This is a genomic window from Halomonas sp., assembly GCF_052095695.1.
Classification (GTDB): domain Bacteria; phylum Pseudomonadota; class Gammaproteobacteria; order Pseudomonadales; family Halomonadaceae; genus Vreelandella.
Map to the genome: position 1 here is coordinate 32508 of NZ_JBQDLQ010000007.1, position 25532 is coordinate 58039.

Annotated in this window: 21 protein-coding genes; 12 read left to right on the forward strand and 9 right to left on the reverse strand. The window is 55.7% G+C overall.

Features of this window, described 5'->3' with window-relative positions; all coding sequences use genetic code 11:
- Positions 1-41 precede the first annotated feature (41 nt).
- Positions 42-1490, forward strand: a complete 1449-nt coding sequence (locus ACTH5D_RS02455) for a TrkH family potassium uptake protein (protein ID WP_441668044.1) — start codon at positions 42-44, stop codon at positions 1488-1490.
- A 46-nt stretch (positions 1491-1536) separates the two neighbouring features.
- Positions 1537-2829, forward strand: coding sequence for a TraB/GumN family protein (locus tag ACTH5D_RS02460; RefSeq protein WP_441668045.1), 1293 nt, complete (start codon positions 1537-1539; stop codon positions 2827-2829).
- A gap of 18 nt (positions 2830-2847) precedes the next feature.
- Here the strand turns inward: ACTH5D_RS02460 and ACTH5D_RS02465 are convergent, their stop codons facing one another.
- Positions 2848-3642 (reverse strand): tRNA-uridine aminocarboxypropyltransferase, encoded by a 795-nt coding sequence (locus ACTH5D_RS02465; protein WP_441668046.1) that lies wholly within the window; start codon positions 3640-3642, stop codon positions 2848-2850.
- A 164-nt stretch (positions 3643-3806) separates the two neighbouring features.
- On the opposite strand from ACTH5D_RS02465, the gene bioB reads away from it, so the two are divergent.
- The 6 genes from bioB to bioA are packed head-to-tail and all read left to right on the forward strand — an operon-like array spanning position 3807 to position 9494.
- Positions 3807-4883: a biotin synthase BioB gene (gene bioB, locus ACTH5D_RS02470; RefSeq protein WP_441668047.1), complete on the forward strand. Its 1077-nt coding sequence runs from the start codon at positions 3807-3809 to the stop codon at positions 4881-4883.
- Positions 4870-6018 (forward strand): 8-amino-7-oxononanoate synthase, encoded by a 1149-nt coding sequence (gene bioF, locus ACTH5D_RS02475; protein ID WP_441668048.1) that lies wholly within the window; start codon positions 4870-4872, stop codon positions 6016-6018. The genes bioB and bioF overlap by 14 nt, the downstream gene beginning before the upstream one ends.
- Positions 6015-6761 (forward strand): alpha/beta fold hydrolase, encoded by a 747-nt coding sequence (locus ACTH5D_RS02480; protein WP_441668049.1) that lies wholly within the window; start codon positions 6015-6017, stop codon positions 6759-6761. Before bioF ends, ACTH5D_RS02480 begins: the two co-directional genes overlap by 4 nt.
- A complete protein-coding gene (locus ACTH5D_RS02485; protein ID WP_441668050.1) occupies positions 6758-7540 on the forward strand; it encodes a methyltransferase domain-containing protein in 783 nt (260 codons plus the stop codon). Before ACTH5D_RS02480 ends, ACTH5D_RS02485 begins: the two co-directional genes overlap by 4 nt.
- Positions 7537-8226 (forward strand): dethiobiotin synthase, encoded by a 690-nt coding sequence (gene bioD, locus ACTH5D_RS02490; RefSeq protein ID WP_441668051.1) that lies wholly within the window; start codon positions 7537-7539, stop codon positions 8224-8226. Before ACTH5D_RS02485 ends, bioD begins: the two co-directional genes overlap by 4 nt.
- Complete coding sequence (gene bioA / locus ACTH5D_RS02495) at positions 8223-9494, forward strand: adenosylmethionine--8-amino-7-oxononanoate transaminase (RefSeq protein ID WP_441668052.1); 1272 nt, start codon at positions 8223-8225, stop codon at positions 9492-9494. Before bioD ends, bioA begins: the two co-directional genes overlap by 4 nt.
- Positions 9495-9535: 41 nt before the next feature.
- On the opposite strand, the gene ACTH5D_RS02500 is transcribed toward bioA, so the two are convergent.
- From ACTH5D_RS02500 to ACTH5D_RS02525, 6 genes are all read right to left on the reverse strand, one after another.
- A complete protein-coding gene (locus ACTH5D_RS02500; protein WP_441668053.1) occupies positions 9536-10249 on the reverse strand; it encodes an SIR2 family NAD-dependent protein deacylase in 714 nt (237 codons plus the stop codon).
- A gap of 178 nt (positions 10250-10427) precedes the next feature.
- Positions 10428-11861 carry an ethanolamine permease gene (eat, locus tag ACTH5D_RS02505; protein ID WP_441668054.1) on the reverse strand — a complete coding sequence of 478 codons (1434 nt, stop codon included), beginning with the start codon at positions 11859-11861 and terminating at the stop codon, positions 10428-10430.
- A 157-nt stretch (positions 11862-12018) separates the two neighbouring features.
- Positions 12019-12858, reverse strand: coding sequence for an ethanolamine ammonia-lyase subunit EutC (eutC, locus tag ACTH5D_RS02510; RefSeq protein ID WP_441668055.1), 840 nt, complete (start codon positions 12856-12858; stop codon positions 12019-12021).
- On the reverse strand, positions 12848-14263 hold the full coding sequence (locus ACTH5D_RS02515; RefSeq protein WP_441668056.1) for an ethanolamine ammonia-lyase subunit EutB: 1416 nt from the start codon (positions 14261-14263) through the stop codon (positions 12848-12850). The genes eutC and ACTH5D_RS02515 overlap by 11 nt, the downstream gene beginning before the upstream one ends.
- 293 nt (positions 14264-14556) lie before the next feature.
- Positions 14557-17067 carry a glucans biosynthesis glucosyltransferase MdoH gene (gene mdoH, locus ACTH5D_RS02520; protein ID WP_441668057.1) on the reverse strand — a complete coding sequence of 837 codons (2511 nt, stop codon included), beginning with the start codon at positions 17065-17067 and terminating at the stop codon, positions 14557-14559.
- A complete protein-coding gene (locus ACTH5D_RS02525) occupies positions 17060-18643 on the reverse strand; it encodes a glucan biosynthesis protein G (protein ID WP_441668058.1) in 1584 nt (527 codons plus the stop codon). The genes mdoH and ACTH5D_RS02525 overlap by 8 nt, the downstream gene beginning before the upstream one ends.
- Before the next feature lie 375 nt (positions 18644-19018).
- Here ACTH5D_RS02525 and ACTH5D_RS02530 point away from each other — a divergent pair, with 375 nt between their 5' ends.
- The 3 genes from ACTH5D_RS02530 (at position 19019) to zigA (ending at position 22430) form a co-directional block, all read left to right on the forward strand.
- Positions 19019-19651 carry a class I SAM-dependent methyltransferase gene (locus tag ACTH5D_RS02530; protein ID WP_441668060.1) on the forward strand — a complete coding sequence of 211 codons (633 nt, stop codon included), beginning with the start codon at positions 19019-19021 and terminating at the stop codon, positions 19649-19651.
- Positions 19652-19745: 94 nt separating this feature from the next.
- Positions 19746-21101 (forward strand): PepSY-associated TM helix domain-containing protein, encoded by a 1356-nt coding sequence (locus tag ACTH5D_RS02535; protein WP_441668062.1) that lies wholly within the window; start codon positions 19746-19748, stop codon positions 21099-21101.
- A 102-nt stretch (positions 21102-21203) separates the two neighbouring features.
- Positions 21204-22430 (forward strand): zinc metallochaperone GTPase ZigA, encoded by a 1227-nt coding sequence (zigA, locus tag ACTH5D_RS02540; RefSeq protein ID WP_441668064.1) that lies wholly within the window; start codon positions 21204-21206, stop codon positions 22428-22430.
- Between the two features lie 70 nt (positions 22431-22500).
- On the opposite strand, the gene ACTH5D_RS02545 is transcribed toward zigA, so the two are convergent.
- Positions 22501-22758, reverse strand: coding sequence for a TRAP transporter large permease subunit (locus ACTH5D_RS02545; protein ID WP_441668066.1), 258 nt, complete (start codon positions 22756-22758; stop codon positions 22501-22503).
- Between ACTH5D_RS02545 and ACTH5D_RS02550 the strand changes: the two genes are divergently transcribed.
- Positions 22704-23405, forward strand: coding sequence for an FAD-binding protein (locus tag ACTH5D_RS02550; protein WP_441668068.1), 702 nt, complete (start codon positions 22704-22706; stop codon positions 23403-23405). The two genes, ACTH5D_RS02545 and ACTH5D_RS02550, sit on opposite strands and share 55 nt — an antisense overlap.
- Positions 23406-23415: 10 nt before the next feature.
- Here the strand turns inward: ACTH5D_RS02550 and ACTH5D_RS02555 are convergent, their stop codons facing one another.
- Entirely contained in the window at positions 23416-25431 is a 2016-nt protein-coding gene (locus ACTH5D_RS02555; protein ID WP_441668070.1) for a RecQ family ATP-dependent DNA helicase, read from the reverse strand.
- Between the last annotated feature and the right edge of the window lie 101 nt (positions 25432-25532).

Sequence of the window (25532 nt, forward strand, 5' to 3'; positions counted from 1 at the left end):
TCACTGCCACTCAGAACGAATAACAGGAGCATGCGACAACCATGAGTCTGCGGGTTATCTTGCGCATTTTGGGGCTGCTGCTGATGCTCTTCAGCCTTACCATGCTGCCTCCCACGTTGATGTCACTGTGGTTTCGCGACGGCGTGTGGAGTGCCTTTATCATCGGCATGGCGATTTCGGTCGTCACGGGGCTATTGCTGTATTTACCCAACCGGCACTCTCAAAAAGAGCTACGGATCCGTGATGGTTTTATTATCGCCGTGATGTTTTGGACGGTACTGGCGCTGTTTGGCTCGCTGCCGCTGGTGCTGTTTGGAGAAGGCTCGTTAAGCATTACCGACGCGGTGTTTGAGTCGTTCTCCGGCTTAACCACCACCGGGTCAACGGTAATTACCGGCATCGACTTCTTACCCGAATCGATTCTTTACTATCGCCAGCAGCTCCAGTGGCTAGGTGGCATGGGGATTGTGGTATTGGCGGTGGCTATTCTGCCCACGCTCGGCATTGGCGGCATGGCGCTTTATCGTACCGAGATCCCGGGACCGCTCAAAGACTCCAAACTCACCCCCCGCATCACAGAAACGGCGAAAGCCCTGTGGTACATCTATGCCACGCTGACGATCGCCTGCATGATTGCGTATATGCTGGCGGGCATGAGCTGGTTTGATGCGCTGAGCCACAGCTTTTCCACCGTTGCCAACGGTGGTTTTGCTACGCATGACGCCAGTATCGGCTATTTTGATAGCGCAACGATTGAAATGATCTGTGTCGTCTTTATGCTGATATCAGCCTTTAGCTTTAGCCTGCATTTTATCGCTTGGCGTGAAAAAAGCCTGCTGCACTACTTCCATGACCCGGAAGCACGCTTTTTAATGTTCTTCCTGCTCGCCCTGGCGGTGATCACGGTGCTGTCGCTCTGGCTGACAAATACCTACGAAACGGAGCGCGGTTTACGGCACGGGATTTTCCAGGTGGTGTCTGTCGCCACGACCGCCGGTTATAGCGTCGCCGACTTCTCGATGTGGCCGGGGGCGCTGCCGTTTTTACTCTTTGTCGCAGCCTTTGTGGGCGGCTGTTCCGGCTCGACGGCGGGCGGCATGAAAGTCATTCGGATTATTTTGATCCTTAAGCAGGGCATGCGTGAAATCATGCGCCTGATTCATCCCAACGCGGTGATTGCGGTGAAGGTCGGTAAAGTCAGCGTTCCCGACGGCATTGCCCAAGCCGTGTGGGGTTTCTTTTCCGTTTACGTCCTACTGTTCTTTTTAATGCTGGTAGGAGTAATGGCGACCGGCGTAGATCAAGTGACGGCTTGGTCGACGGTTGGGTCAGCGCTCAACAACCTTGGCCCCGCACTGGGTGAAGCCAGCACTAACTATGGCGACTTGCCTAGCCTCGCGAAATGGATCCTGGTGATGGCCATGCTGCTAGGACGTCTGGAAATTTTTACGGTACTGGTGCTTTTTACTCCCGCCTTCTGGCGACGTTAAATATCACACATCAGGCCTACTTATTTGATCGACTAGAGAGCCGTTAATGAATCACGAAGATACGTTCCCTGAAGAAGCGTCTGGTAACGATACGCCGGACACACAGACACCACCGCTGGAAGCAGCGCCGGCCTCACTCCCGGCCACCAGCGGGCCGCTAAAAACGATTGCCATTGGCGATACCCGCTATACGTTGCTGGGCACTGCCCACGTATCAGCAGAGAGCGCGGACGACGTGCGCAAGCTGCTGGACAGCGGCGCGTTCGATGCCGTGGCTATTGAGCTCTGTGACGCCCGCCATCACAGCATGTCCAACCCAGATGCCATGGGCGAACAGGACCTGTTCCAAGTATTTAAAGAAGGCAAAGCGGGCATGGTGGCCGCAAGCCTTGCACTGGGCGCTTTTCAGCAGCGCATTGCCGATCAGTCCGGCATTCAGCCTGGGGCAGAAATGCGCGCGGCGGTGGAAGAAGCTAGCCGGCTGCAGCTACCGCTTCTGCTGGTTGACCGCGATGTGGGCCTGACGCTAAAGCGCATTTATCGCAACGTGCCGTGGTGGCAGCGCTTCTCGCTATTTTCAGGCCTTATCGGCAGCGTGCTATCACGTCAGGATGTTTCCAAAGAGGATATCGAAAAGCTCAAAGAAGGCGATATGCTTGAGGCAACGTTCAATGAGTTTGCCGCCGAATCTGAAGCGCTTTATGCACCGCTTATTCGCGAGCGTGACCGCTATATGGCGCTACGCTTGGCAGAAGATGCCCCTCCGGGGCGCTACCAGCACGTGCTGGTGGTCATCGGCGCAGGTCACCTGAAAGGGACCGTTGAGCATCTTGAAGCGCCGCTGCCCGCTGACCCTAAGGTTGAGCGCGAATCACTTGAAGCGACCCCGGCGCCAACGAAACTCTGGAAAATTCTGCCGTGGCTGATTACCGCGCTAGTGTTAACGGGCTTTGCCGTCGGCTTCTCGCGCAACACCGGCCTTGGCTGGCAGCTGGTTCTTGAGTGGTTCTTGATTAACGGAATTCTTGCGGGCGGTGGGGCCATCATCGCTTTAGCACACCCAGTGACCGTGATCGCCACCTTCTTCGCCGCCCCGCTGACATCGCTGAATCCGACGATTGGCGCAGGCTTCGTAGCTGCGGGTGTTGAGCTTTACATGCGTAAACCCAAAGTGCGCGACTTCTCAACGTTGCGCCACGATGTCACGCAGCTAAAAGGCTGGTGGAAGAACCGCGTATCGCGCACCTTGCTAGTCTTTATTCTCGCCACTCTCGGCTCGGCAATAGGCACCTGGGTGGCAGGCTTTAGAATTGCTGGTGCGTTATTTGGCAGTGCGTAAAAGCGCTCTTTGCAGCGCTCACTCCCCGGTGAGCGCTGCGTCTCGCTGTGCAGAAAGACGCCGCATGGCGGCGGTCGGCGGATCAATTTTGTGATGCAGCCGGCTCGCCGCGTAGCTATCGTTAAACACATCAAAATAATCATCTAACCTATCCGCAGCGGCGATATCACCGCCCTGGCGCAGCAGTTCGATGGCCACTTCTGCCTTACACAGATGCGCTTTAGACGCAGGCTTTCTTAACCGATAGCGGGTTTCACGCTCGGTATGTAGCGGCAGAATCGGCAATTTATCCAAATAGACGCTTCTGCGAAACATGCGCCGCGCCTGGCGCCAGGTGCCGTCTAAAATAATAAATACAGGAATGCGCGCCTGGCTTCTAGTCTCTTCAACCGCATCCCGCCCCACTACTCTATCGGCGTAATCGACCTGATCGTCAGGAAAAATCAAAAAAGGCGCATAGCTCGGATCTTCCAGCAGTGCCAGCAAGCGTGCATCCGGCACCATCCTATACCAGGTAAACACCTGCGTCGTTGTCAACACATCGCGTATCAAACGCCCGGTATTGGTCGGCTTAAAATGTTCGAGCGGATGGGTCAATAACCATACCTGCGCGTAGCTCTCAGCCTTCACCTGATACGGGCACAAACAGTTCATGACGGGAAGCTGGCAAGCCTCACAGCGCGTCACAAAACTGCCGCGCGCTTTGAATTCACGCCCAGGGGGACGCGGAAATTCGGCAACGGAGCCGTCGCCATGCCCAGAAGAACCATATCCTGTAGAACCAGTATCAACGAGGCGATCAAAAGCAGACATCCGCGCTCTCAAGTGTGGAAAAGGGCGCAGAGTATAAAGGAGCGCGCGCTATATTGACGAATCTTTCCATCGCCACCGTAAACCTAAAAACTTTCCAACGTTGACACATAAAGCGCAACGCCGCTAAAGTCTCGTCAACTATTAAAACCCAAAAGGTTTACATCATGTCATTAGCCCGCGAAAAACGCCTTAGCCAGCGTCACGACTGGACGCTGGATGAAATCAACGCGCTTTTCGCGCTACCGTTTAACGACCTACTGTTTCAAGCCCAGCAGGTTCATCGTGCCCACTTTGATGCTAACGCGGTGCAGATTTCGACGCTGCTATCGATTAAAACCGGCGCCTGCCCAGAAGACTGTAAATACTGCCCCCAGTCCGGTCACTACAATACCCAACTTGAAAAAGAGAAACTGCTGGAAATTGAAAAAGTCGTCGAACAAGCCAAGGCGGCTAAAGAAGCCGGTGCGAGCCGTTTTTGCATGGGCGCAGCGTGGCGAAGCCCGCGCGACAAGGATCTATTGTTAGTCGAAGAGATGGTACGTCAGGTCAAGGCGGTCGGTCTGGAAACCTGCATGACGCTGGGAATGGTGGATGGCGAGCAAGCTAGCCGGCTTGCCACAGCGGGCCTTGATTACTACAACCACAACCTGGATACCTCGCCGGATTACTACGGCGAAATCATCACCACACGTACCTACAGCGACCGCCTGGAAACGCTGTCTAACGTCCGCGACGCGGGCATGAAGGTTTGTTCCGGCGGTATTCTTGGCATGGGCGAAGAGGCTAAAGACCGTAGCGCCCTGCTGCAACAGCTGGCCAAGCTGTCACCACACCCGGAGTCCGTGCCGATCAACATGCTGGTCAAAGTGCCCGGCACGCCGCTGGAAAGCGTCGAAGATCTAGATCCCATTGTGTTTATCCGCGCCATTGCGGTCGCCCGCATTATGATGCCTCAGAGCCACGTGCGGCTATCCGCCGGCCGTGAGCAGATGAACGAGTCGACCCAGGCGCTGGCATTTTTGGCCGGGGCCAACTCGATCTTCTACGGCGATAAACTGCTGACGACCAGCAACCCCCAGGCAAATCGCGATCGTGCATTGTTTAACAAGCTCGGCCTTCACCCTGAAACACGCGACACCTGTGAAAGTGACGCTACCCACGTCGCCCGTCTCGCTCAGCAAGCGCAGCAGCAGGTGCACGCCGAACGCATTGCAGAGTTAGCGGTAGATGTCAGTGCTTGATGCATGGCCACAACGCTTAGACGATGCACGCGCAAATCATCAGCGGCAACACCGTTGGCGAGCGCGCCAAGCACTGCCGCGTGACACGCTCGACTTTGCAGGTAACGACTACTTGGGTCTTGCCCACGATCCACGCGTCAGCGAGGCCCAGGCCGAAGGCGCGCGGCGTTTCGGGGCAGGGGCCGGTGCCTCCCATTTGGTCAGCGGTCACTTGGATATTCACGATGCGCTGGAAGAAGCCTTGGCAAGCTGGACGGGGCGGCAGCGGGCGCTGCTTTTTTCCACGGGCTATATGGCGAATATTGGCGTGCTGCAAGCACTGACGGATAGCCACACGGCTATCTGTCAAGACCGCCTCAACCACGCGTCACTACTGGATGGAGCCACCTTAAGCGGCGCACGCTCCAGGCGCTATCATCATCGCAATATGAAAGACCTGGATAATCTGCTGAAACGCAGCGATAGCGCGCACAAGCTCGTCATCAGCGATGGGGTCTTCAGCATGGACGGCCATATCGCAGATATTGAGGCGCTAGTAACAGTAAGCCAACGCCATAATGCCTGGCTGATGATCGACGATGCCCACGGCGTAGGAATACTCGGCGATGAAGGAAGTGGTTGTGTGGGCAGCACCTGGCGTAGTGACGATGTGCCGATTTTGGTCGGCACACTAGGCAAAGCATTGGGCACTGCAGGAGCATTTGTAGCCGGGGATGCCGCGTTAATCGATCATCTGATTCAGTTTTCACGCAGCTACATCTACACCACCGCTCAGCCCCCGGCCATTGCCAACGCAACCCTCAAAGCGCTGGAGATCGTTCAGAAGGAACCAGAACACCGTGCCCATCTGCACGCTAACATCACTTACTTTCGCCATGAGGCATTGCATTTGGGGCTATCGCTCAGCGATTCAGCCACCCCCATTCAACCACTAATATTAGCAGACGAGTTGCGCACGCTGCGTTGGGCCGCTCAGTTACGAGAACAAGGTATACATGTAGGTGCGATTCGACCACCCACGGTGCCTAAAGGCGAAGCCCGGCTACGCATTACCCTTAGCGCACGCCATCAGCACGCGGATATTGATCGACTGCTGGCGGCACTTCACGACTGCCAGCAGCAGGAGTCATTATGAAACGCCTGCGCTTAATACTGCTTTCTGGCTGGGGAGTCGATAGCCGCATATGGCGACCGCTACAAGCTTACTGGCCAGACTCTTTTGAGATTAAGACTATTGAGTGGCCTGGTTATGGCGATACCCCTGAGATAAAAAACCATGCAACGCTGACACAGTTAGCCGGCGCTATGGCATCAGCATTATCCTGCGATGCGGTATGGGTCGGCTGGTCATTAGGCGGACTACTGGCAACGGCGCTACTTGAACACCTTCCCCCTCCACGCGGTCTAATTCTGCTCGGTGCGGGCGATACTTTCTGTACCCGTGGCGAAGATAGTGCCAGCGGCGGTGTCGCTATCAGCGAGCTAAATACGTTCCAACGTGCCTTTCAGCGCGAACCTATCGCGACGTGGCAACATTTTTTGCGCTGGCAGGCGCAAGGAGAACCCAACCCTCGGCAGGCATATCGGCAACTACGTGGTTTGCTGGGCGATACACCACCCGCCCACAACACCACTCTTGCTACCGGCCTACAGTGGCTGGTGTCGATTGATAATCGCTCACGCTTAGCGGCGCCCCCCTGCCCGGCTGTGCGTCTCACCGGCGAATATGATCCCTTCATTAGCCGCGCTCAGCACCGTATAAGCGAAACGCTAAGCGGTGTCGGGCATTGCCCGATGCTCTCCCAGCAGCAGGCTCTCGCGGCGTCAATTATCCGCCATGCGACCCAGATGGCTCATGCCAACATGGCGATTTTATGATGGATCTAACGCTGAACAGCGAAGTTCACTGGCAGGCGCGAGTCGCCCACGCCTTCTCCCGCGCCGCCCCTCGCTACGATGCGCTAGCCACTGCGCAGCGCCAAATAGGCGAGATACTTTGGGGGTCGTTACCTACCCATGCTTTAAACGTGTTGGACATGGGGTGCGGCACCGGCTACTGGACCCAGCGATTGGCAACCCGTTACACCCGCGCGCATATCACTGGATTAGATTTAGCGCCCGGCATGCTGGAACAGGCCCGCCAGCGCCACGGTGAAAACATTGACTGGCAACCAGGCGACGCTGCCGCCCAGCCATTTGATGAGCGTTCATTTGATCTGGTGTTTTCCAATCTGGTGGTGCAGTGGTGTCCCGATATTGGCGCCGTCATGGATGAACTCTACCGCGTGTTACAGCCTGGTGGGCAAGCGCATATCACGACACTACTGCCAGGAACGTTGAAAGAAGTTGCCCAAGCCTGGCAGAGACCCGAAGCTCTGCTAAAAACGCCTAGCCAAGCAAGTGTCGTGCAGGCCATCGGTAAAAGCCGCTTAACTATTATTCAGCAGAGCGCATCGATTGAGCGTTTCTACTATCCCGATCTAAATGCCGTTATGGCGTCCATTAAAGGTGTGGGAGCACAGCTTGCTCGATCGCACACCCATCTTACGCGAGCTGACATCGCCACTGCACAAACGCGCTTTGAGCAGTGGCGGGAGCAGGAGGGTCTGCCGGTGAGCTATCGCTGCTTAACACTGCAGTTGGAAAAATCACTATGAACGTCTGGTTCGTGACGGGTACCGATACCGATGCGGGTAAAACATTGGTGACCAGCGCGTTGCTATATGCCGCTCACCAGCAGCAACTGAGCACATTGGGCCTTAAGCCTGTGGCCTCCGGCAGTAAGCAGACAAGCGACGGTCTGCGTAACGACGATGCCTTGGCATTACAGCGACAGAGCGTGCCATCTGTCGACTACGCCACGGTGAACACCATTACTTTTGCACCCGCTATCGCGCCTCATCTCGCTGCGATAGAAACAGGCCAACCGCTGAAAGCCAGCACCATCAATCACTTCCTGCGCAGAACGTTTATCCAAACACCGAGAAACTTCACCTTAGTTGAAGGTGCTGGCGGTTGGCGGGTCCCGTTAAACGAACAGGAAGATTTCGCCGACCTGGCTATCGCTCTCAAGCTGCCGGTGATTCTGGTCGTCGGCCTAAAGCTAGGCTGCTTGAACCATGCCCGCTTAACGGCAGAAGCCATTCGTGCCGATGGCCTGCGGCTCGCAGGCTGGGCAGGCAGCGTGGTCGACCCCGGCTTTGCAGCCGACTCAACTCGCTTTGAGGCCAATATTGCCCATTTAAAAACAAAACTGGCGGCCCCCTGCTTAGGCATTATTCCTCATCTTGATGCCCCCGAGGCCGCGACTGCCGCCCTCTATCTCTCCCTGGAGCCGTTATGAATACGCCGGTTTGGCATCCTTATTCACATCTAAAAACACAAGCACCCGCGCCCAAGGTGGTCGGCGGTGAAGGTGCTCACTTTGTGCTTGAAAGCGGTGAACGCCTGCTGGATGCCACCTGTTCCTGGTGGTGCATGATCCACGGCTACGGCCACCCGCGCTTGGTGGCGGCTATTCGTGAGCAGGCCGGCGAGCTGTGCCATGTCATGCTTGGCGGCTTAATCCATGAGCCCGCCGACCAGTTAGCGCGTGAGCTGGTGCGTATTACGCCCGCCGGGCTGAATCATGTTTTCTATTCGGACAGCGGCTCGGTGGGCATGGAAGTGGCAATGAAAATGGCCTTCCAATATCAGGTGCTCATCGGCAATCCCGGCAAGGTAAAGATGCTTTCGCTGATGAAGGCGTACCACGGTGACACCACCGGCTGTATGGCGGTGTGCGACCCGGAAGAAGGCATGCACAGCCTTTTTTCAGGCCTGCTGCCACAGCATCATTTTGCCCCGGCACCTACGGCTCCTTTTGATGCCACCGCAGAGCAGGTTGAACACGATCTTCATGCCCTGCGAGGGGTGCTTGAGCAATATCATCACGAGATTGCAGCGCTATTGATGGAACCGTTACTACAGGCTGCTGGCGGGCTCAACATGACCTCGCCCGACTATGTTGCTGGCGCCAGGGCGCTGTGCGATGAGTTTGGCGTGCTGCTGATTTTCGATGAGGTGGCCACCGGCTTTGGCCGCACCGGCAAGCTGTTTGCTGCTGACCACGCGAACGTGACGCCGGACATTATGGTGCTCTCCAAAGGCTTAACCGGCGGCTATCTGGGTCACGCCGCCACTCTGGCGACGGATCGCATCCACGACGCCTTTATCGGTGACAGCCCTCAGCATGCTTTTATGCACGGCCCCACGTTTATGGGCAATCCGCTCGCCTGTCGCGTGGCGCTGGAGAGTCTGCGTGTATTTGAGGAAGAGAATTACCTGGGCAAAATTGCGAGACTCAGCCAGCAGCTGCGACATGAGCTACTGGAAGACCAGACGCTAAACGCACATTCAGCCGTTGCCGACGTTCGAGTACTCGGTGCCACCGCCGTGATCGAGGCACACTCTGCAGAGACGCTAAAAGGCGTAGGAGACTTTGCCCGCACACGTGGCGTTTGGCTGCGTCCTATTGGTCGCTGGCTGTATACCATGCCCGCCTATATCACCTCTGAAGCGGAAATCACCCAGATTACCGACGTCATGAAAGCGTGGTTTTTAAGAGCTTAATAAAGCCAAAGGCTGTACCGATTCACTTGCGGCTCGAATTTTCAAGACAGTCGCAAATTACCTTGCTGCTTCCAGCGATTGACTAGCGCGGGAACACCCTCGCCCGCGGTGGCATTGATCGCCAAGACGCCCGGAGGGCTGAGCATATCGGCCTCTGGGTCGACCAGCGCGCAGGGCGTCTCGTAGTCAATGTACGAGAGCAACGAAGCGGCAGGCATCACCGCCAGCGAGGTACCCACCACCAATAGAAAATCAGCCTTACTGACAAGCTCACAGGCCTCGGCAAATAGCGGCACCGACTCGCCAAACCAAACCACATCAGGGCGTAGCTGGCTGCCTTTGTCGCAAACCTGGCCCAGTTCGATGCCCCCTTTAGGTAGCGGATAGCGCATGCGGTCATCAATCGATGAGCGCGCCTTTAAAATCTCACCATGTAAGTGCAGCACATGATGCGAACCTGCCCGCTCGTGAAGATCGTCGATATTCTGGGTAATGATGCTGACGTCAAACCCACCCTGCTCAAGGGCCGCCAGGGCTTTATGTGCCGCATTGGGCTTAGCTCGGCGGATCTGCTCGCGGCGCTGATTATAAAAATCCAACACTTGCTGTGGGTTACGCTGCCACGCCCGTGGCGTGGCGACGTCTTCAATCGGGTAGTCCTCCCAAAGGCCGTCGCTGGCACGAAACGTTTTGATGCCACTCTCAGCGCTGATTCCCGATCCGGTAAACACCACTAAATGCGGCCTTACTGTCATGATTGCCTCATTAATTATCTTCCCGAGCATAGCGGAGTTTACGCGCTGTAAATGAGCATTTTGAGCCGATTTTTTAACGCCGTATAGGCAAGCACAATAGTTAATCAGAGGTTCCTAAGCCCCCCCCCCGACGTCATACCGCCAGGGGCTTACCACAGTAGCCTAATCGCTGGCTCGCTTACAGTTTAGCGGTAGTTGATGTGGGTTCGCTCTTATCCAGATCCCCAGGTGAGGCGGACACCAGCGCAAACTCTTCTTCGGCTGTTTTCGCCACCAGATGATGTTTGCTGTAAAGGAAGAAGTAGGCTGCACCGGCGATAAACAGCACGATGGTGTAGTTAAACGCGCGTGGATCAAACGCATATACGCCAGTTAAGGCAATTAAGGCCAGCACCAGCGCAATCGAGGAGGTCACAACTCCCCCCGGGGTTTTATAGGGCCGTGGCAAATCAGGCTGCTTTAAACGCAGTAAAATATGGCTTAGCGCCATCAGCGCATAGGAAATGGTTGCCCCTACCACGGCCATCGCTAGCATCAGGTCGCCTTCCCCGCTTAGCGATGCCAGAAAACCAAACGCACCGGGGACAATCAGCGCCAGATAAGGCACTTTACGCCCGCTGGTCAGCGATAGACGCTTAGGAAAATAGCCCGCCCGCGATAGCGCAAACACCAATCGGCTATAGCCATAAATAATCGAAAAGAACGAGGCAATTAGCCCAGCCAAGCCCAGCACGTTAACCGTGGTCGCCAGCATCGGATTGCCGGTCGCATTCAGCGCATCAACCAGCGGCACGCCGCTTTTCCCGATCATCTCAGCACCGGCAGCACCGGCTAACAGCACAACCACCAGCAGCGCGGTGAACAGCAAAAACAGCATCGCAGCGATAATCCCTTTAGGCATATCGCGCGCGGGGTCTTTGGCTTCTTCAGCGGCCAGCGGTACACCTTCGACTGCCAGAAACAGCCACATTCCAAACGGTAGCGCCGCCCAAACGCCGTACCAACCAAACGGCATAAACGTGCTCGCGCCCGCTGCATCGGTGGGGGTTATATCAAATAGATTGGCCGCGTCAAAACTGCCCACCAGCGCCACAGCGGTCGCTAGGATGGCAAATACCGCCAGGCCGCTAATGACCATCATGACTTTAAGCGCTTCACCCACGCCAGCCAGATGAATACCGATAAACACCGCGTAGAAAATCAGGTAAATCAGTGGCCCATTGATGCCTAGCAATGACTCAATCGCCGCGCCAATAAAAATCACAATCGCGGCGGGCGCTAAGGCGTACTCGATCAATACCGCAAGCCCGGTTAAGTATCCGCCTGCCGGCCCCATCGCTTGGCGAGCAAAGCTGTAGCCACCGCCCGCGGCCGGTATCGCCGCCGACATCTCCGCCAGCGATAGCACCAAGGCAAGGTACATTAGCGCCATTAAGCAGGCGGCAATCGCAAAGCCGCCCCATCCCGCTTCGGCGATACCAAAGTTCCAACCGGCAAAATCTCCGGAAATCACGTAGGAAACGCCAAGTCCTGCTAGCAGCATCCACCCAGCAGTACCTTTACGCAGCTGGCGCTTTGCCAGATACGCCTGATCAATCGAGGGTTGTGTCATCGTTGCGACCTTTTCATGTGGAACGAAAGAGTTGTCAGCGGCGTGCCGTTCCTCGTTTCAAGTACTGATTACGATGTTCCATATTGTTGTTGGAAGATGTTGATTTGATCGATCTAGAAGGCTCTTTTCAGGGTGCAACTTGCGTGGATTAACCGCGTTAATCGGCAACCAAAAAGTTACGCGTGGAGCCGTTTGCAGCGGCGTCGCCTTCAAGCACATCGTCTTCGCTGCGGTCTTTCAACGTAACGCCTGACAACTTACGCTGGCGGGCCTCCTTCAACAGTAAAAAAAAGCGCCTGGCGGCTTCTTCAACTTTCAAGCCTGCCGGGCGCACGTTAGAAATACAGTTGCGGCTATCGTCCTTTAGCCCTGGCTGAGGCGCCCAGGTCATATACAGCCCCAGGCTATCTGGCGAGCTCAGCCCAGGCCGCTCACCGATCATAACCAGCACGGCATCAGCATTCAGCAGTGCGCCTATCTCGTCGCCAATCGCGACCCGCCCCTGCTCAACAATCGTGAGCGCCGCTAGCTGCCAATCGGCGTTATCGTTTTTGAACAGTTGATACAGTGCGCTGAGAAACGCTGCACTGTTCTGCTGCACAGCCAGTGCCGATAACCCATCGGCAATCACCACCGACAGGTCAAAGCGCTGCGGAGATATAGCGGCTTGCTGCAATTGCTCACGGGTTTCGTCATTAAGCCGACGGCCGTAATCGGGCCGCTGAAGATACGTTGCACGGTCTTGGGCATGGCTATGCAGGCGCAGAGGCGGTTGAGACAAATCAAGGGCCTGAGCAAGCTCATCGGCCAGTTTTTCGACGTCTAGCGGGCAGTGGACCGCATCTTGCGCCTGAGCATGGGCCAGCTGGAATGCCAGCAGCTTGCTGGTCGGCAGGCTGATGCCCGCTCGCCCTAAGCCAATGCGTGCATCGGTAAAGGCGCTGAGACGCTCCCAGGGGTTCTCCACCACGATAGGCGATGATCCGTTATGTGCCATGGCGAGGCTCCTTAGGTAGATGACGCAAGCTATTTGCAAAGGCAGCAGGCAGCTGGTCATTAAGCCGATAGGTACTCACATCCTGGAAAATCTGCATTTCTTCAAGCCATCGCTCGAATTCGGGTGCCGCTTTCAGCCCCAGCACTCTGCGCGCATAAAGCGCATCGTGAAAAGAAGTGGTCTGATAGTTGAGCATGATGTCGTCAGAACCGGGGATACCCATGATGAAGTTGCAGCCCGCCACGCCAAGTAGCGTCAGCAGATTATCCATATCATTTTGATCGGCTTCAGCGTGGTTGGTGTAGCAAACATCGCATCCCATGGGCACGCCCAACAGCTTGCCGCAGAAGTGGTCTTCAAGCCCGGCGCGGATGATCTCCTTACCGTCAAACAAATACTCGGGACCGATAAAGCCCACCACGGTATTCACTAACAGAGGATTGAATTTACGCGCCACGGCATAGGCACGCGCCTCGCAGGTTTGCTGGTCGAGCCCGTGATGAGCATCGGCAGAAAGCGAGCTGCCTTGGCCGGTTTCAAAGTACATTACGTTGCGCCCCACCGTGCCGCGATTAAGCGACTGCGCCGCAGATTCGGATTCCGCCAGCGTGCTCAAGTCAAAGCCAAAGCTGCGGTTAGTCGCCTCCGTTCCACCGATGGATTGAAAGACCAGATCCACAGGGGCGCCCTGCTCTATCGCTTCCAGGGTATTGGTCACATGCGTGAGCACGCACGATTGAGTAGGAATCTGATATTTCTGGATCACATCGTCCATTAAGCGCATCAGCTTAACGCTTTGGGCGACGTTATCAGTGGCGGGATTGATGCCAATCACCGCATCGCCGCTACCGTAGAGCAGGCCGTCGAGAATACTGGCGGCAATGCCCGTTACGTCGTCGGTAGGGTGATTAGGCTGTAAGCGCGTGGAGAGCCGCCCAGGCAGGCCAATGGTATTGCGAAAGGCGGTAATGACCCGGCACTTCTTTGCTACCAAGATGAGATCCTGGTTGCGCATTAGCTTACTGACCGCGGCGGCCATTTCAGGCGTAACGCCTGCGCGTATGGCGGTAAGCGCTTCGCTGGACGCATGATCCGAGAGCAGCCAGTTACGAAAATCACCCACTGTGAGATGTCGAATGGAGGCAAAAGCATCGGCGTCATGATCATCCATAATTAGCCGGGTGATCTCATCGTCTTCGTAAGGAATTAAGGCGTCATTTAAAAAGGTAGTGAGCGGGAGCTCGGCCAGTAGCATCTGGGCGACCACGCGCTCTGCAGCGCTTTCTGCCATCACTCCGGCCAGGCGGTCACCCGAACGAGGCGGCGTGGCTTTTGCCATTAGCTCAGCTAGGCTTGCGAAGCGGTAGCAGCGACTTCCCACCGTGGTGTGATAGGTCTGGGCCATAGTGCTTTCCTTTTTCTTTCGCTCTTACTTTTTCTCAATGCGGCCTTGCAGCGGCTACTTTAATCATATTGACAGATCATTGAGATTTGAAAAGTTTCGCGTTTCAACTATCGCTCCATAAACTATCGCTCCATAAACTATCGCTCCATCAATCATAGCGCTATCAATCAATATGGGTAGTAAATTTTGGCAAACGGCGAGCGCGGCATTGAATGGCAATAGCAGAGAAGAGAAGAGAAGAGAAGAGAATCAAGCCAGCCTTTCAGCCAGCTTGATTAGACGTTATAAAACGCTCATTTAAACGTAGGCAGGTGCTTGGAGTCGCGCCCTGGCAGGCCAAAACTAAACCAACTTTGATGCGCGTTGCTATCGTCCCATACGTGATAATGCAACTGCGACATCATCACCGGGTCATCTAGAAAGTCTAAACGCTCCAACTGACTCATTGCCGCAGGCCCCATCCTGACTGCGCGTGACACCCGCTCGTCTCGGCGTCTGCGCACGGGCTCAGCATCTGAATGCCGTGAAGCGCCTAACGCAGTGGCCAGCGCGTTGGGTACTGGGTCCACCACCACCTGGGCAAAGGACGGTGCGGCCATTCCTGCGTTCATCTGGGAAAGCAATTTCACCATACGCCGCAGCACGCGCGGCGGCTGCGTCTCTTCAGGAATACGGAAAAGCCGCTTTTTAAAGCTGAGGCGCCCTAGCGAAACACGGCTCGACAGCACCGATACCGGGATAGACAGCATCAGAGAAACTACGATGGGCGATAACCACCAAAGAAACGTCGGTTCAAGCACGTAAACGCCTGCAGCCCACACGGCGCCTATCAGCGTCTGGCTCCAATGATTGCGTATCGCATCGCCCCAGGTGGTATCGCTATTTTCACGCGAGGGTGAGCGCCACTGCACCTCCCACCCCATCACTGATGCCAGTACGAAGCGGGTGTGAAACAGCATTCTTACCGGCGCTAATAGCATCGAAAAAAGCGACTCGAGCACCATGCTGGCCAACACTTTGAGCGGTCCACCAAACTGGCGGCTACCGTTGATCCACACCAGCAGTACGCTAAGAAACTTAGGCAAGAACAGCAGTAGCGCGGTCACACCGAACAGCCCCACGGCTAAGGTTGGATTCCACTGCGGCCATACGGGAAACAGCATTCCCGGCTCTGGGAAATAATTCGGCGTGCCAAAGGTATGCACGGCTAGTAGCGCGGTAGACAGCACTAAGAACAAACACCATAGCGGCGCTGAGAGATAAGACATTAAGCCGGTCAGGAACACGGCACGGTGCACGGGATGAATGCCTTTCGAGAAAAACAGCCGAAAATTCATTAAATTGCCGTGGCACCAGCGCCTGTCGCGGTTGAGCTCATCGAGTAAGTTAGGCGGCATTTCTTCGTAGCTGCCTTCCAACCGGTAGGCAATCCATACCCCCCAACCCGCGCTGCGCATCAATGCCGCTTCAACGAAGTCGTGGGATAAAATCTCGCCCGACATCGCCCCCTTGCCAGGCAACGGTGCGAGCATGCAATGACGCATAAAAGGGGCCAAGCGAATGATCGCGTTGTGGCCCCAGTAATGCGATTCGCCAAGCTGCCAAAAGTGCAGCCCCGCGGTAAATAGTGGCCCATAAACCCGTGTCGCAAACTGCTGCATGCGCGCATACAAATTGAGGCGCCCGGAGGCACGTGGCGCGGTTTGAATAATGCCCGCTTTGGCATGCACCTCCATCATTTGCACTAAGCGAGTCAGGCATTTGCCGCTCATCACGCTGTCCGCATCCAGCACCAGCATGTAGCGATAAAGCGCGCCCCAGCGGCGACAAAAATCGTCAAGATTGCCGCTTTTACGTTTTACACGGCGCTGCCGGCGACGGTAGAAAACCTGCCCGAAGGCCTCCAGATCCCGGCACATCGACAGCCAAGCGTAGCTTTCTTGAATAGCAATGTCGGCATCAAAGGTATCGCTAAGAATAAAGATGTCAAAATGCTGATCATTACCGGTACTGCGTAGCGATTCCAACGTAGCGCGCACGCCGGCGAATACCCGGGCAACATCCTCGTTACAAATTGGCACCAGCAGCGCTGTGCGTGCATCAGCATGAATAGGCTCGTCGCCAACTTCGCTATCAATGGCGTAACGATCCTTGCCGCGCAATAGCTGGAAAAACCCCATCAGCGCCGTCCAAAACCCTGCTGAGACCCAGGCAAACAGCAGCACAAACAGTGACAGAATCGTTATCTCAAGCCACTGCTGCCCTTGAGAGGGAAGCACGGTACGCATCTGATTGGCCGCGATGATGCTTTGGCCGAAAATCAGCACCAGCAAAATCCAGCGACGCCTAGTGGCCACCCATCGCCAGGCCGCAGGAGAATGATATTCTCTTTTGCGCCGGCGGCTCCAACCGCGGTTAGCCCAGTTTTTAAGGCGCCGACCGGTATTCACAATAGGATTGGTCGACCACTGCTCCGGTGCCAGCGGCGTTCGCTTGAAGGGAAGCGACGTGCGCAATCGAGTAATACCTGACGCGTCGGTTGAAAGCACCTCAGGAGGCGCTAGCGGCGGCTCTGCATAGGCCAGCGCCAAACGCCGGCCAACGGATGCCGCGGCCGGATCATTGTCGTCACTATATTCATCGCTGTGCCCGCCTAACGTAGCATGCAACGACGCCATGTCGTGTTGATCAAGATCACTGACTAATAGCTTGCGCCGCTCATCGCGATCCCGAGTCTCGAGCGCCAGCCGCTCAAGGTAACGATTAGTCGGCGCTGGTGTCCAGGAAGCCTTCACATCAGCCATTCGCAGGCAGCCTATAGTACCAAGTTTCAGAGACCGGCTTGCCATCGCGCATTAGCTGCGCCCTGATATCTAGCGGCTGGCTGGTATTCTCGCGTTTCACATTGATAAACACGCGCCAGCCACCGCTAACCGGATTAGGTACAGCGCGGCTAGATGCTAAGTTGCCATTATCCCCCACGCTTGCCTGAACGCTGATGTTGGCATTGCTGCCAAGGCCACCAAGCGCGGGCCCAACAAAGTCGACAATGAACGCGAGCGTACCGTCGGCCTCACGAACAAGGTTATCCCTAACCACCTCGCCACGCGAGCGTCTGGTTTCATCAACCCAGGCAAGCTGCGAATCCAAGTGACGCTCTTCATCGATGGTGGTCGTCATGCGGTAATCAAAGGCGAGCGGGGTACCCGGTTCATACATTTCATTAGGCAACCACATTGATACGATGTTGTCGTTGGTTTCATTACTGGTGGGAATTTGAATCAGCTCAACGCTACCGGCACCCCAGTCATTAAGCGGCTCGACCCAGGCGCTTGGGCGCAGGTCATAGCGCGCATCAAGATCCTGATAGTCGCTAAAATTGTGGCCGCGCTGCATCAACCCATAACCACCTAACTCAGGCGTTTCATGTCGATTCATCATTAGCTTGGCCGGGTTCACCAGCGGGCGCCAGATCCAACCATTCTGCTCGTCGTTAATGAGTAAACCATTAGAATCATGGATGGCGGGCACATAGTTCAGCGTCGATGAAGGCTGCTCGGGGCCGTAAAGGTACATGCTCGTTAGCGGCGCTATGCCCAGCTTTTCGACAGCGCGGCGCAAATAAAGGCGCGACTGTACATCGACCAAGGTGTCGTCACCGGGGCGCAGCACAAAACGATAGGCACCGGTCACACTAGGTGAATCGAGCAGCGCAAAAATGGTTAAATATTGGCTTTCTTGGCTAGGTTCGACAATCCACATTTCTTTAAAGCGTGGGAACTCTTCACCCGATGGCAGCCCCGTATCAACGGCAAGGCCGCGCCCTGAAATGCCGTAAACCTGCCCTCTACCTACGGCACGAAAATAGCTTGCGCCTAGAAACACCATGACTTCATCTTTGCGATCAGCATCACTAATCGCATAGTTAATTCTCAATCCGGCAATACCCAGGTCTTCGCTATTTTTAACACCGTCAGGGATATTTAAATCACCGTAGGTAAAATCGTCAGAGTTGTAAGCAAAGCCATGAACGTCGCCCTGCTGATCAATACTATTTAACTGGATCGCACTGTCGTAATGCATTCCCTCATGGAAAAAACTAAGCGTAAACGGCGAGCCAGTGCCGCTCCAAACATCGCGATCCCGCTTATACTGAATTTGCGCATACTCCGCATAGCTAAGTTCTCGCAACTCATTCGGCATGGCCGTTTCTGGCGCGCTGTAACCCTGCTGAGCCAGTTCCTCGGCTTGCCTGGCAACATCATCAAAACCGAAGGCGAAAGCTTCAAGAGGAATGCTGCCAATCAGCAGCCCACCTAGAACGGCGACAGAGCTAAAGCCTTTGCGGCTTAAGATGTTTCGTGGGGTAAATCCTCTCATTTAGCGTATTGCTCCTGGACAATCCTTTGACTAAGTTCAAATTCGCTTATGTGCCGAATCGGCATACCATCGTGCTTATTCGATCAGTTGAATACGCCGTATTCAAGCACTGCGGAGGCATCAGTCGCCAGCAGCTTGATCAGCTACCCACCCCGATATCCTTGTAAGGAACATTATAGACTGGTTATGGGCTAGGTAGTTCTTAAAGCTTCGGGCCGTAACGGCAGTCTCGATAAAACCGTCTAGACAAAACAGTAACCATGAACCTGTAACGACAAAACAATGCAGCGGGGGGTATTCGCAAACGCTTAGCACTGCAGCCGAACGTGGTGTACAACAGAGAGTACGCAAAACGGCTCGCTTGGAGTATCTCTCATGTTCAATACTACCGCATGGAACCGCTTACGCTATACCGCCTATGCTCCCTTTTATGACGCCGTCGCTAACCGCGCATTTCGTAAACCGCGACGCATTGCGCTCGGCCAAGTGGACTGGGAGCCCAGTATGCGGGTACTCATGGTCGGTGCGGGCACGGGACTGGACCTGCCCTTCCTACCGCATGATATTGAGCTGCACGCCACCGACTTGGCACCCGCTATGGTTAAACGTACAGCCCAACGCGCTGAAACGCTTCGCCGCGATGTTGAATGCCGCGTTATGAATGCTGAGGCGCTCGGCTATCCCGATGAACACTTTGACGTCGTGATCATGCACTTGATCATTGCGGTCATGCCTAATCCACAGCAAGGGCTTAGCGAAGCGCATCGCGTGTTAAAAACAGGTGGACAGCTGTGCGTGATGGACAAATTCCAGCCAGATAGCCAGCCTTCGGGAGCGGCCCGGCGCTTATTGAATCAACTGACATCGGCCATTGCCACTGACATCACCCGTCAAGCGCAGCCGCTACTCACGACGGCAGGTTTTTCCATTCGTCATGACGAATCCGTGCTAATGAACGGGGCATTTCGCGCTCTGCTCGCCATCAAGCCTGCGCATTCAACTGCTTAATTATGCGTCCTTTAACCGCAGCCTGCAGACTAGTGATCGATAACGATACTGTTTAATCTGATCACCTATTTAGTCGATTAAGCTCGGAATAAAAATGACAAAACGCCCATCTGCTCGCACTAGCAAACGACTGTTCACGCTACTTAGTCGCCTGCACTTATATATTGCGCTCTTCGTTGGGCCGTTTATCCTCATCGCCGCGCTATCCGGAATTGCTTATCTGCTGAGCCCGCCACTGGAAGAGTGGCTGTATCACGACACGCTATATGGCGTCAGCCAGGGCGAGGCGCAGCCGCTGGCCGCCCAGATTGAGACGGCCCAACGCTACTTAGGCCAATCGACATTGCCAAACACCGTGCGCCCCGCACCACAGCTCGGTGACACGACTCGGCTGATGTTTAACGCGCCTGACCTTGGCCCCTCGGAACACCGTGCGATCTTTGTTGACCCTATTTCGCTAGCTGTCACGGGTGACACCACGGTTTATGGCACCAGCGGCATCTTACCGCTACGCACCGCTATTGATCACTTTCATCGCCAGCTATTAATGGGCGATGTTGGCCGTCTTTACAGCGAGCTGGCCGCCTCGTGGCTTTGGCTAGCCGCGCTCGGGGGAATCCTGCTGTGGGCTTGGCAGCGTCGCTCGCTAAAAATGCTCTCCGGACGCCAGGCAACGCGACGGCGCCATGCAACGCTAGGGGTGATATTGTCGCTAGGATTGCTCTTCTTTTCGGCAACCGGGCTTACCTGGTCCCAGTGGGCGGGCGGTAACATTGCCGAACTGCGTAATGCCTGGGGCTGGAGCACGCCAAGTGCCTCAACGACGCTAATCGGCACCGATAGCCAGCCACACGACGAACACGCAGAGCATCACGGTCATGCGGCCCCCGTTACCACCAGCGTACAGCTGCTGCCCGAGGATTTTGACCGCGCGCTGAATGCCGCTCGCGCCGCCGGTTTAACGGCCAACCGTATTCAGCTCTCTCCACCGGCGAATGAAAATCAAGCGTGGCGAGTAACGGAAATTGATCGACGCTGGCCAACCCAAGTCGACCAAGTCGCGCTGCATCCACGCAGCATGATCGTGACCGATCAAACGGATTTTGCCACCTTCCCCTTAGCCGCCAAGCTCACTCGCTGGGGCGTTGATCTGCATATGGGAGTTCTGTTTGGTATCGCCAATCAGCTAGTGCTAGCGCTAATCGCCGCGGGCCTGGTCACGCTGATAGGACTAGGTTACATAACGGCATGGCGACGACTGCGCGCAGCGAGTGGCCAACGTTTCCCCACCCTTGCCGAACCCTGGCTAACGCTACCGCTCACGGCCAAGCTCAGTGTGAGCGTGGTCGCTATCGCTCTAGGCTTAGCGCTGCCGGTGCTAGGTGTGAGTCTGGCGGTTTTTATCGTGATTGATGCGCTGCGCTGGTATGGAAAAAAGCCTGCTGGTTAAGTTGCTCAGACTAGCTAGCAATGCAGATGAGGAATTATTTTCTAATCTGCATTAAATGTTATATTATCACATAACATAAACCCGTTTAGAGGTGATCTAGCAATGACTGCATTTTCCCCCTTACCCGTGACGGTGCTCTCGGGTTTTCTGGGTGCCGGTAAAACCACTGTGCTCAATCATATTCTTGCCAACCGTGAAGGCCGCCGCGTGGCGGTGATCGTCAACGATATGAGCGAGGTGAATATTGATGCGGCCTTTGTGCGCGGCGGCCCTGGCGAATCGACGCTAGATGGTGAGGTCGCGCTTAACCGTTCAGAAGAGCGCTTGGTAGAAATGAGCAATGGCTGTATTTGCTGCACTCTTCGCGAAGATCTTCTTGAAGAAGTCAGCCAGTTGGCAAGGGAAGGCAGGTTTGATTACTTGGTCATCGAGTCTACCGGTGTTTCCGAACCGTTGCCCGTGGCGGAAACCTTTACCTTTGAAGATGAAAGCGGCCAGAGCCTTTCCCACGTTGCGCGGCTGGATACGCTGGTCACCGTGGTCGATGGCGCTAATTTCCTTGAGCAGTACCGCGAAGCGCAAAGCCTCGCTGACGCTGGCGAAAGCCTGGGCGAAGACGACGAGCGTAACGTCGCCGACCTGCTGGTCGATCAAATCGAATTCTGCGATGTGCTGCTCATCAGTAAAACCGATTTGATTAGCGAACAAGCGCTGGAATCTTTAAAAGCCATTCTACGCTCGCTGAATCCCGATGCGGAGCTGGTACCGATCACCCAAGGCGGCGTGCCTTTGGATAAGGTTCTCGACACAGGCAAGTTCAACTTTGAACGCGCCCAACTGGCCCCCGGCTGGCTTAAAGAGATGCGCGGCGAACACGTGCCGGAAACCGAAGAGTACGGCATTGGCAGCTTTGCCTACCACGCCCGCCGCCCCTTCCATCCGCAGAAATTCCACGACCTGCTGAATCAGGAGTGGTTCGGCAAAGGGCTGTTACGCTCGAAAGGCTTTTTCTGGCTCGCCACCCGCCCTCAGGCCGCAGGTCAGTGGAGCCAGGCAGGCGGCATCGCTCACCACGGCCCCGCCGGCATGTTTTGGAAAGCCATACCGGAAGCCAACTGGCCGGAAGATCCTGAGATGCGGCACTTCATTATGGAGAAATGGCAGGAGCCATTTGGCGATATGCGCCAGGAGCTGGTGTTTATCGGCCAGAATCTGGATCAAACCCAAATGCGTGAAGCGCTGGATGCCTGCCTGCTAAGCGAGGCAGAATTACTGCAAGGCATGGCGGCATGGAAGCAACTGCCCGATCCTTTTCCCACGTGGGGGTAAGTCACTGTCGTCAGATAGGCATAAAAAAAGAGAGGCCGACGCCTCTCTTTTTTCATTCAACGTAACGCCGTTACTGCAGCATGCTGGGCAACCCGGTAGCCAGGCTGGGGAATACAACCAGCAGGGCCACTAGCAGCATCGAACACAGGATGTAAGGAATAGCGGCCGAGTAAATCTCACTCATGGTCGTGCCGGGAGGTGCCACCCCTTTCATAACAAACAGCAGCAGTCCTAAAGGCGGTGTTGAGAAGCTGATTTCAAGCCCGGCAGGCGATGGGCGCCAGCACCAAAGACCTAGGCGCTTGCCAGGGGCATGGATCGCTGGCAACGCCCCATCAGATTTTGATTAGCTGGGCACTCATGATGCAGGGTGGTATCCAGGTTAATCTAAACGGAGAGCGCTTCTCCAATGAGCACGGCGGCTACTCCGAACAGGCCGCTAAGGTCTTGGCGCAGCCCGAGAAAATGGCCTGGAACCTGTTTGATGCGCGCATTGACGAATCTGCCCAGGCCTTCGAGGACTATCGCAACGCGCTTGAAAGCGGCGCGGTAAGACGCTTTGCAAGCCTGGAAGAGCTAGCGAAAGATCTCAAGCTGCCCCTCGATGCGCTCCAAGCGACATTTGCTGACATGAATCAACTGGCAGAACAGCAAACCTCTGATAGGTTTGGCCGCCGCTTTGAGCCTGCCAACTTGCTCAAGCCACCCTACTACGCCATCCGCGTCACCGGGGCGCTGTTTCATACCCAAGGGGGGTTAGAGGTAAACCGTCAAGCCCGCGTGCTCAATACCCAAGGCCAAGCGCTGCCCAACCTATTCGCCGCCGGCGGTGCCGCGCGCGGTGTTTCAGGTTCAAACGACAGCGGCTACCTTTCCGGCAACGGGCTGCTTAGTGCGGTGGTGCTGGGTGCAGTGGCGGGCAAAAGTGCCGCTGAATTGCTGCGCTTAAAGCTAAGCTCGGCCGTCTTGCCCTAGAGGCCATGCCCTAGCCGCCCAGCCTCTGCTCTGCCCACTGACGCACATCAGGATAACCACGCTGCTCGAAGACCGCGAAGCCGTTAAGACTTCGCGCTTTGAGCGGTGCAAACATCGGCATGGTTAACCCGCACAAAAAATGCGCCAGCCGCTGTGCATTTGGCGGTTGGCCGAACTGTTCGGCGTGTCGCTCAATGAAGGGCACGGCGTAGCGCGTGAAGTCGCTATCCGACAGCGCGGGCTGCGGCGATGAGTCCGGTAGGCGCACAGGGTTGCCGTAGCACACCGAACAGTGCCCGCAGCGATTCTGCTTTGTGTTTGCTGACCCATTAAAGGTGCTGTCTCCAAAAGTGCTGTCTCCAAAATGCTCGGCCAGCCGCCGGGTTAAGCAGCTTTCCGCTTCAAATAGCGCCAGCATTGAATGCAGCCGCCCAATCTCCGCGCGTTCTCGCGTTAGGCATTCGTCATACAGCTGGCGGGCCAATGCTTCAATCGCGATCTCTGGCTGGCAAATCTCATACACGTCGGTCATTCGCTTGCCTTCCAGCGTCAGCCAACCTTTGTCCTGGAAGTACTCAAGCGCCGTAATGACCCGTGCGCGCGAGGCGTCAATCTGCTGCGCCTGCCCCGCGCTGTGCAGGCGTTCAAAATCGACCGTACCCCATGTCCGCGCCACAGGAACATTGTCGATGATAAGCCGCACAAAAGCCGCACGTTCGCCCTCAAAGCGGCTAGCCAGAGCATCCGGCTCACTGTGGTAGCGAAGCCGATATTCGGCTAAGAAGGCAAAGCGCGGCGCAATAATGCCGTGCATTTCTAGCCGCACCAGCAGCGTTTTCAGCGGTAATAAGCGGATATTGGTATCACGAGAAAGCGTATTAAGCAGCACTTCCCACTGACGGTCTGGCGAGCTTCCAGCCGCCACAATCTCTTCCAGCAAACGGTAGATACCGGCATATTCAGGGGTATCACCGTAAACGAAGTTTTCTAGCACCCGCAGGCCATCGCGCCCGGCCATGGTCAGGCAGGTGGAAGGCTGGCCGTCGCGGCCCGCCCGGCCAATTTCTTGGCTGTAATTTTCAATCGATTTGGGTAAATCAAAGTGCACCACGTTGCGAATATTGCCCTTATCGATCCCCATACCAAAAGCAATCGTGGCGACGATACAGTGCGATTCGCCGCCCATAAACTGGCGCTGAATCTCATCGCGACGCTGTGAATCCAGCCCCGCATGATAGGCCTGCGCCGCGATGCCCTGCGCCGCCAGCGCTTTAGCCACGCGCTCGGCGGTATGTTGAAGGGTGACGTAAATAATCGTCGGCGCTTCGCTGCCCGGCTGCATCTGTGGCTTCAGCCAGTCAATCAACTGCTGCTCACGGTCTTGCAGGGCAGGCGCTACCAGAAGTTCAAGATTGGGTCGATAAAAGCCGGTAGTAATGACGTTGTCTGGCGCGATGGCGAACTTCTCGCGCATATCGGCAATCACCACAGGTGTTGCGGTAGCGGTCAGCAGCAGCACCTGGGGAATGGCAAAGTCGCGCTGATAATCCGGCAGCTTAAGGTAGTCCGGCCGAAAGTTATGCCCCCACTCAGACAGGCAGTGGGCTTCATCAACCACTAACAGCGAGATCTGAACTTGGCGTAAAAAGTGCCGAAAACGCTCATTTTTAAGCCGCTCTACCGAGATCATGAGGATTTTTAACTCACCGCTTTTAGCGCGCTCCATTATATCGCGCGCAGTCTCACGGTCTTGAGTGGAATCAATGCTGGCCGCTGCCACGCCGTGGCGCGTTAGAAACGCCAGTTGATCCTGCATGAGCGCCAGCAGCGGCGATACCACCAGGGTTAAGTGCGGCAAGTGCAGCGCCGGCAGCTGATAGCAAAGCGACTTGCCCGCACCGGTGGCGAAAATCGCCGCGGTAGAGTGCCCTTCTAATACGCGTGACACCACCGCCTGCTGGCCGCCTCGAAAGTCATCAAAACCAAATACGGCTTTCAGCGTTTGTTGCGGAGATCGTGAGGTCATGCATCTTCCTAAAGTGGGGTGACGTCTTGGGGTAACACGCTACCGGGTTCAAGACGTTTTCACCAACGAAAGACACGACCCTAAAAATAATAAGCACCCAT

Coding starts and splice junctions, on each gene's coding strand:
- ACTH5D_RS02455 (WP_441668044.1), top strand. CDS start 42: ATGAGTCTGCGGGTTATCTTGCGCATTTTGGGGCTGCTGCTGATGCTC.
- ACTH5D_RS02460 (WP_441668045.1), top strand. CDS start 1,537: ATGAATCACGAAGATACGTTCCCTGAAGAAGCGTCTGGTAACGATACG.
- ACTH5D_RS02465 (WP_441668046.1), bottom strand. CDS start 3,642: ATGTCTGCTTTTGATCGCCTCGTTGATACTGGTTCTACAGGATATGGT.
- bioB (WP_441668047.1), top strand. CDS start 3,807: ATGTCATTAGCCCGCGAAAAACGCCTTAGCCAGCGTCACGACTGGACG.
- bioF (WP_441668048.1), top strand. CDS start 4,870: ATGTCAGTGCTTGATGCATGGCCACAACGCTTAGACGATGCACGCGCA.
- ACTH5D_RS02480 (WP_441668049.1), top strand. CDS start 6,015: ATGAAACGCCTGCGCTTAATACTGCTTTCTGGCTGGGGAGTCGATAGC.
- ACTH5D_RS02485 (WP_441668050.1), top strand. CDS start 6,758: ATGATGGATCTAACGCTGAACAGCGAAGTTCACTGGCAGGCGCGAGTC.
- bioD (WP_441668051.1), top strand. CDS start 7,537: ATGAACGTCTGGTTCGTGACGGGTACCGATACCGATGCGGGTAAAACA.
- bioA (WP_441668052.1), top strand. CDS start 8,223: ATGAATACGCCGGTTTGGCATCCTTATTCACATCTAAAAACACAAGCA.
- ACTH5D_RS02500 (WP_441668053.1), bottom strand. CDS start 10,249: ATGACAGTAAGGCCGCATTTAGTGGTGTTTACCGGATCGGGAATCAGC.
- eat (WP_441668054.1), bottom strand. CDS start 11,861: ATGACACAACCCTCGATTGATCAGGCGTATCTGGCAAAGCGCCAGCTG.
- eutC (WP_441668055.1), bottom strand. CDS start 12,858: ATGGCACATAACGGATCATCGCCTATCGTGGTGGAGAACCCCTGGGAG.
- ACTH5D_RS02515 (WP_441668056.1), bottom strand. CDS start 14,263: ATGGCCCAGACCTATCACACCACGGTGGGAAGTCGCTGCTACCGCTTC.
- mdoH (WP_441668057.1), bottom strand. CDS start 17,067: ATGGCTGATGTGAAGGCTTCCTGGACACCAGCGCCGACTAATCGTTAC.
- ACTH5D_RS02525 (WP_441668058.1), bottom strand. CDS start 18,643: ATGAGAGGATTTACCCCACGAAACATCTTAAGCCGCAAAGGCTTTAGC.
- ACTH5D_RS02530 (WP_441668060.1), top strand. CDS start 19,019: ATGTTCAATACTACCGCATGGAACCGCTTACGCTATACCGCCTATGCT.
- ACTH5D_RS02535 (WP_441668062.1), top strand. CDS start 19,746: ATGACAAAACGCCCATCTGCTCGCACTAGCAAACGACTGTTCACGCTA.
- zigA (WP_441668064.1), top strand. CDS start 21,204: ATGACTGCATTTTCCCCCTTACCCGTGACGGTGCTCTCGGGTTTTCTG.
- ACTH5D_RS02550 (WP_441668068.1), top strand. CDS start 22,704: ATGGGCGCCAGCACCAAAGACCTAGGCGCTTGCCAGGGGCATGGATCG.
- ACTH5D_RS02555 (WP_441668070.1), bottom strand. CDS start 25,431: ATGACCTCACGATCTCCGCAACAAACGCTGAAAGCCGTATTTGGTTTT.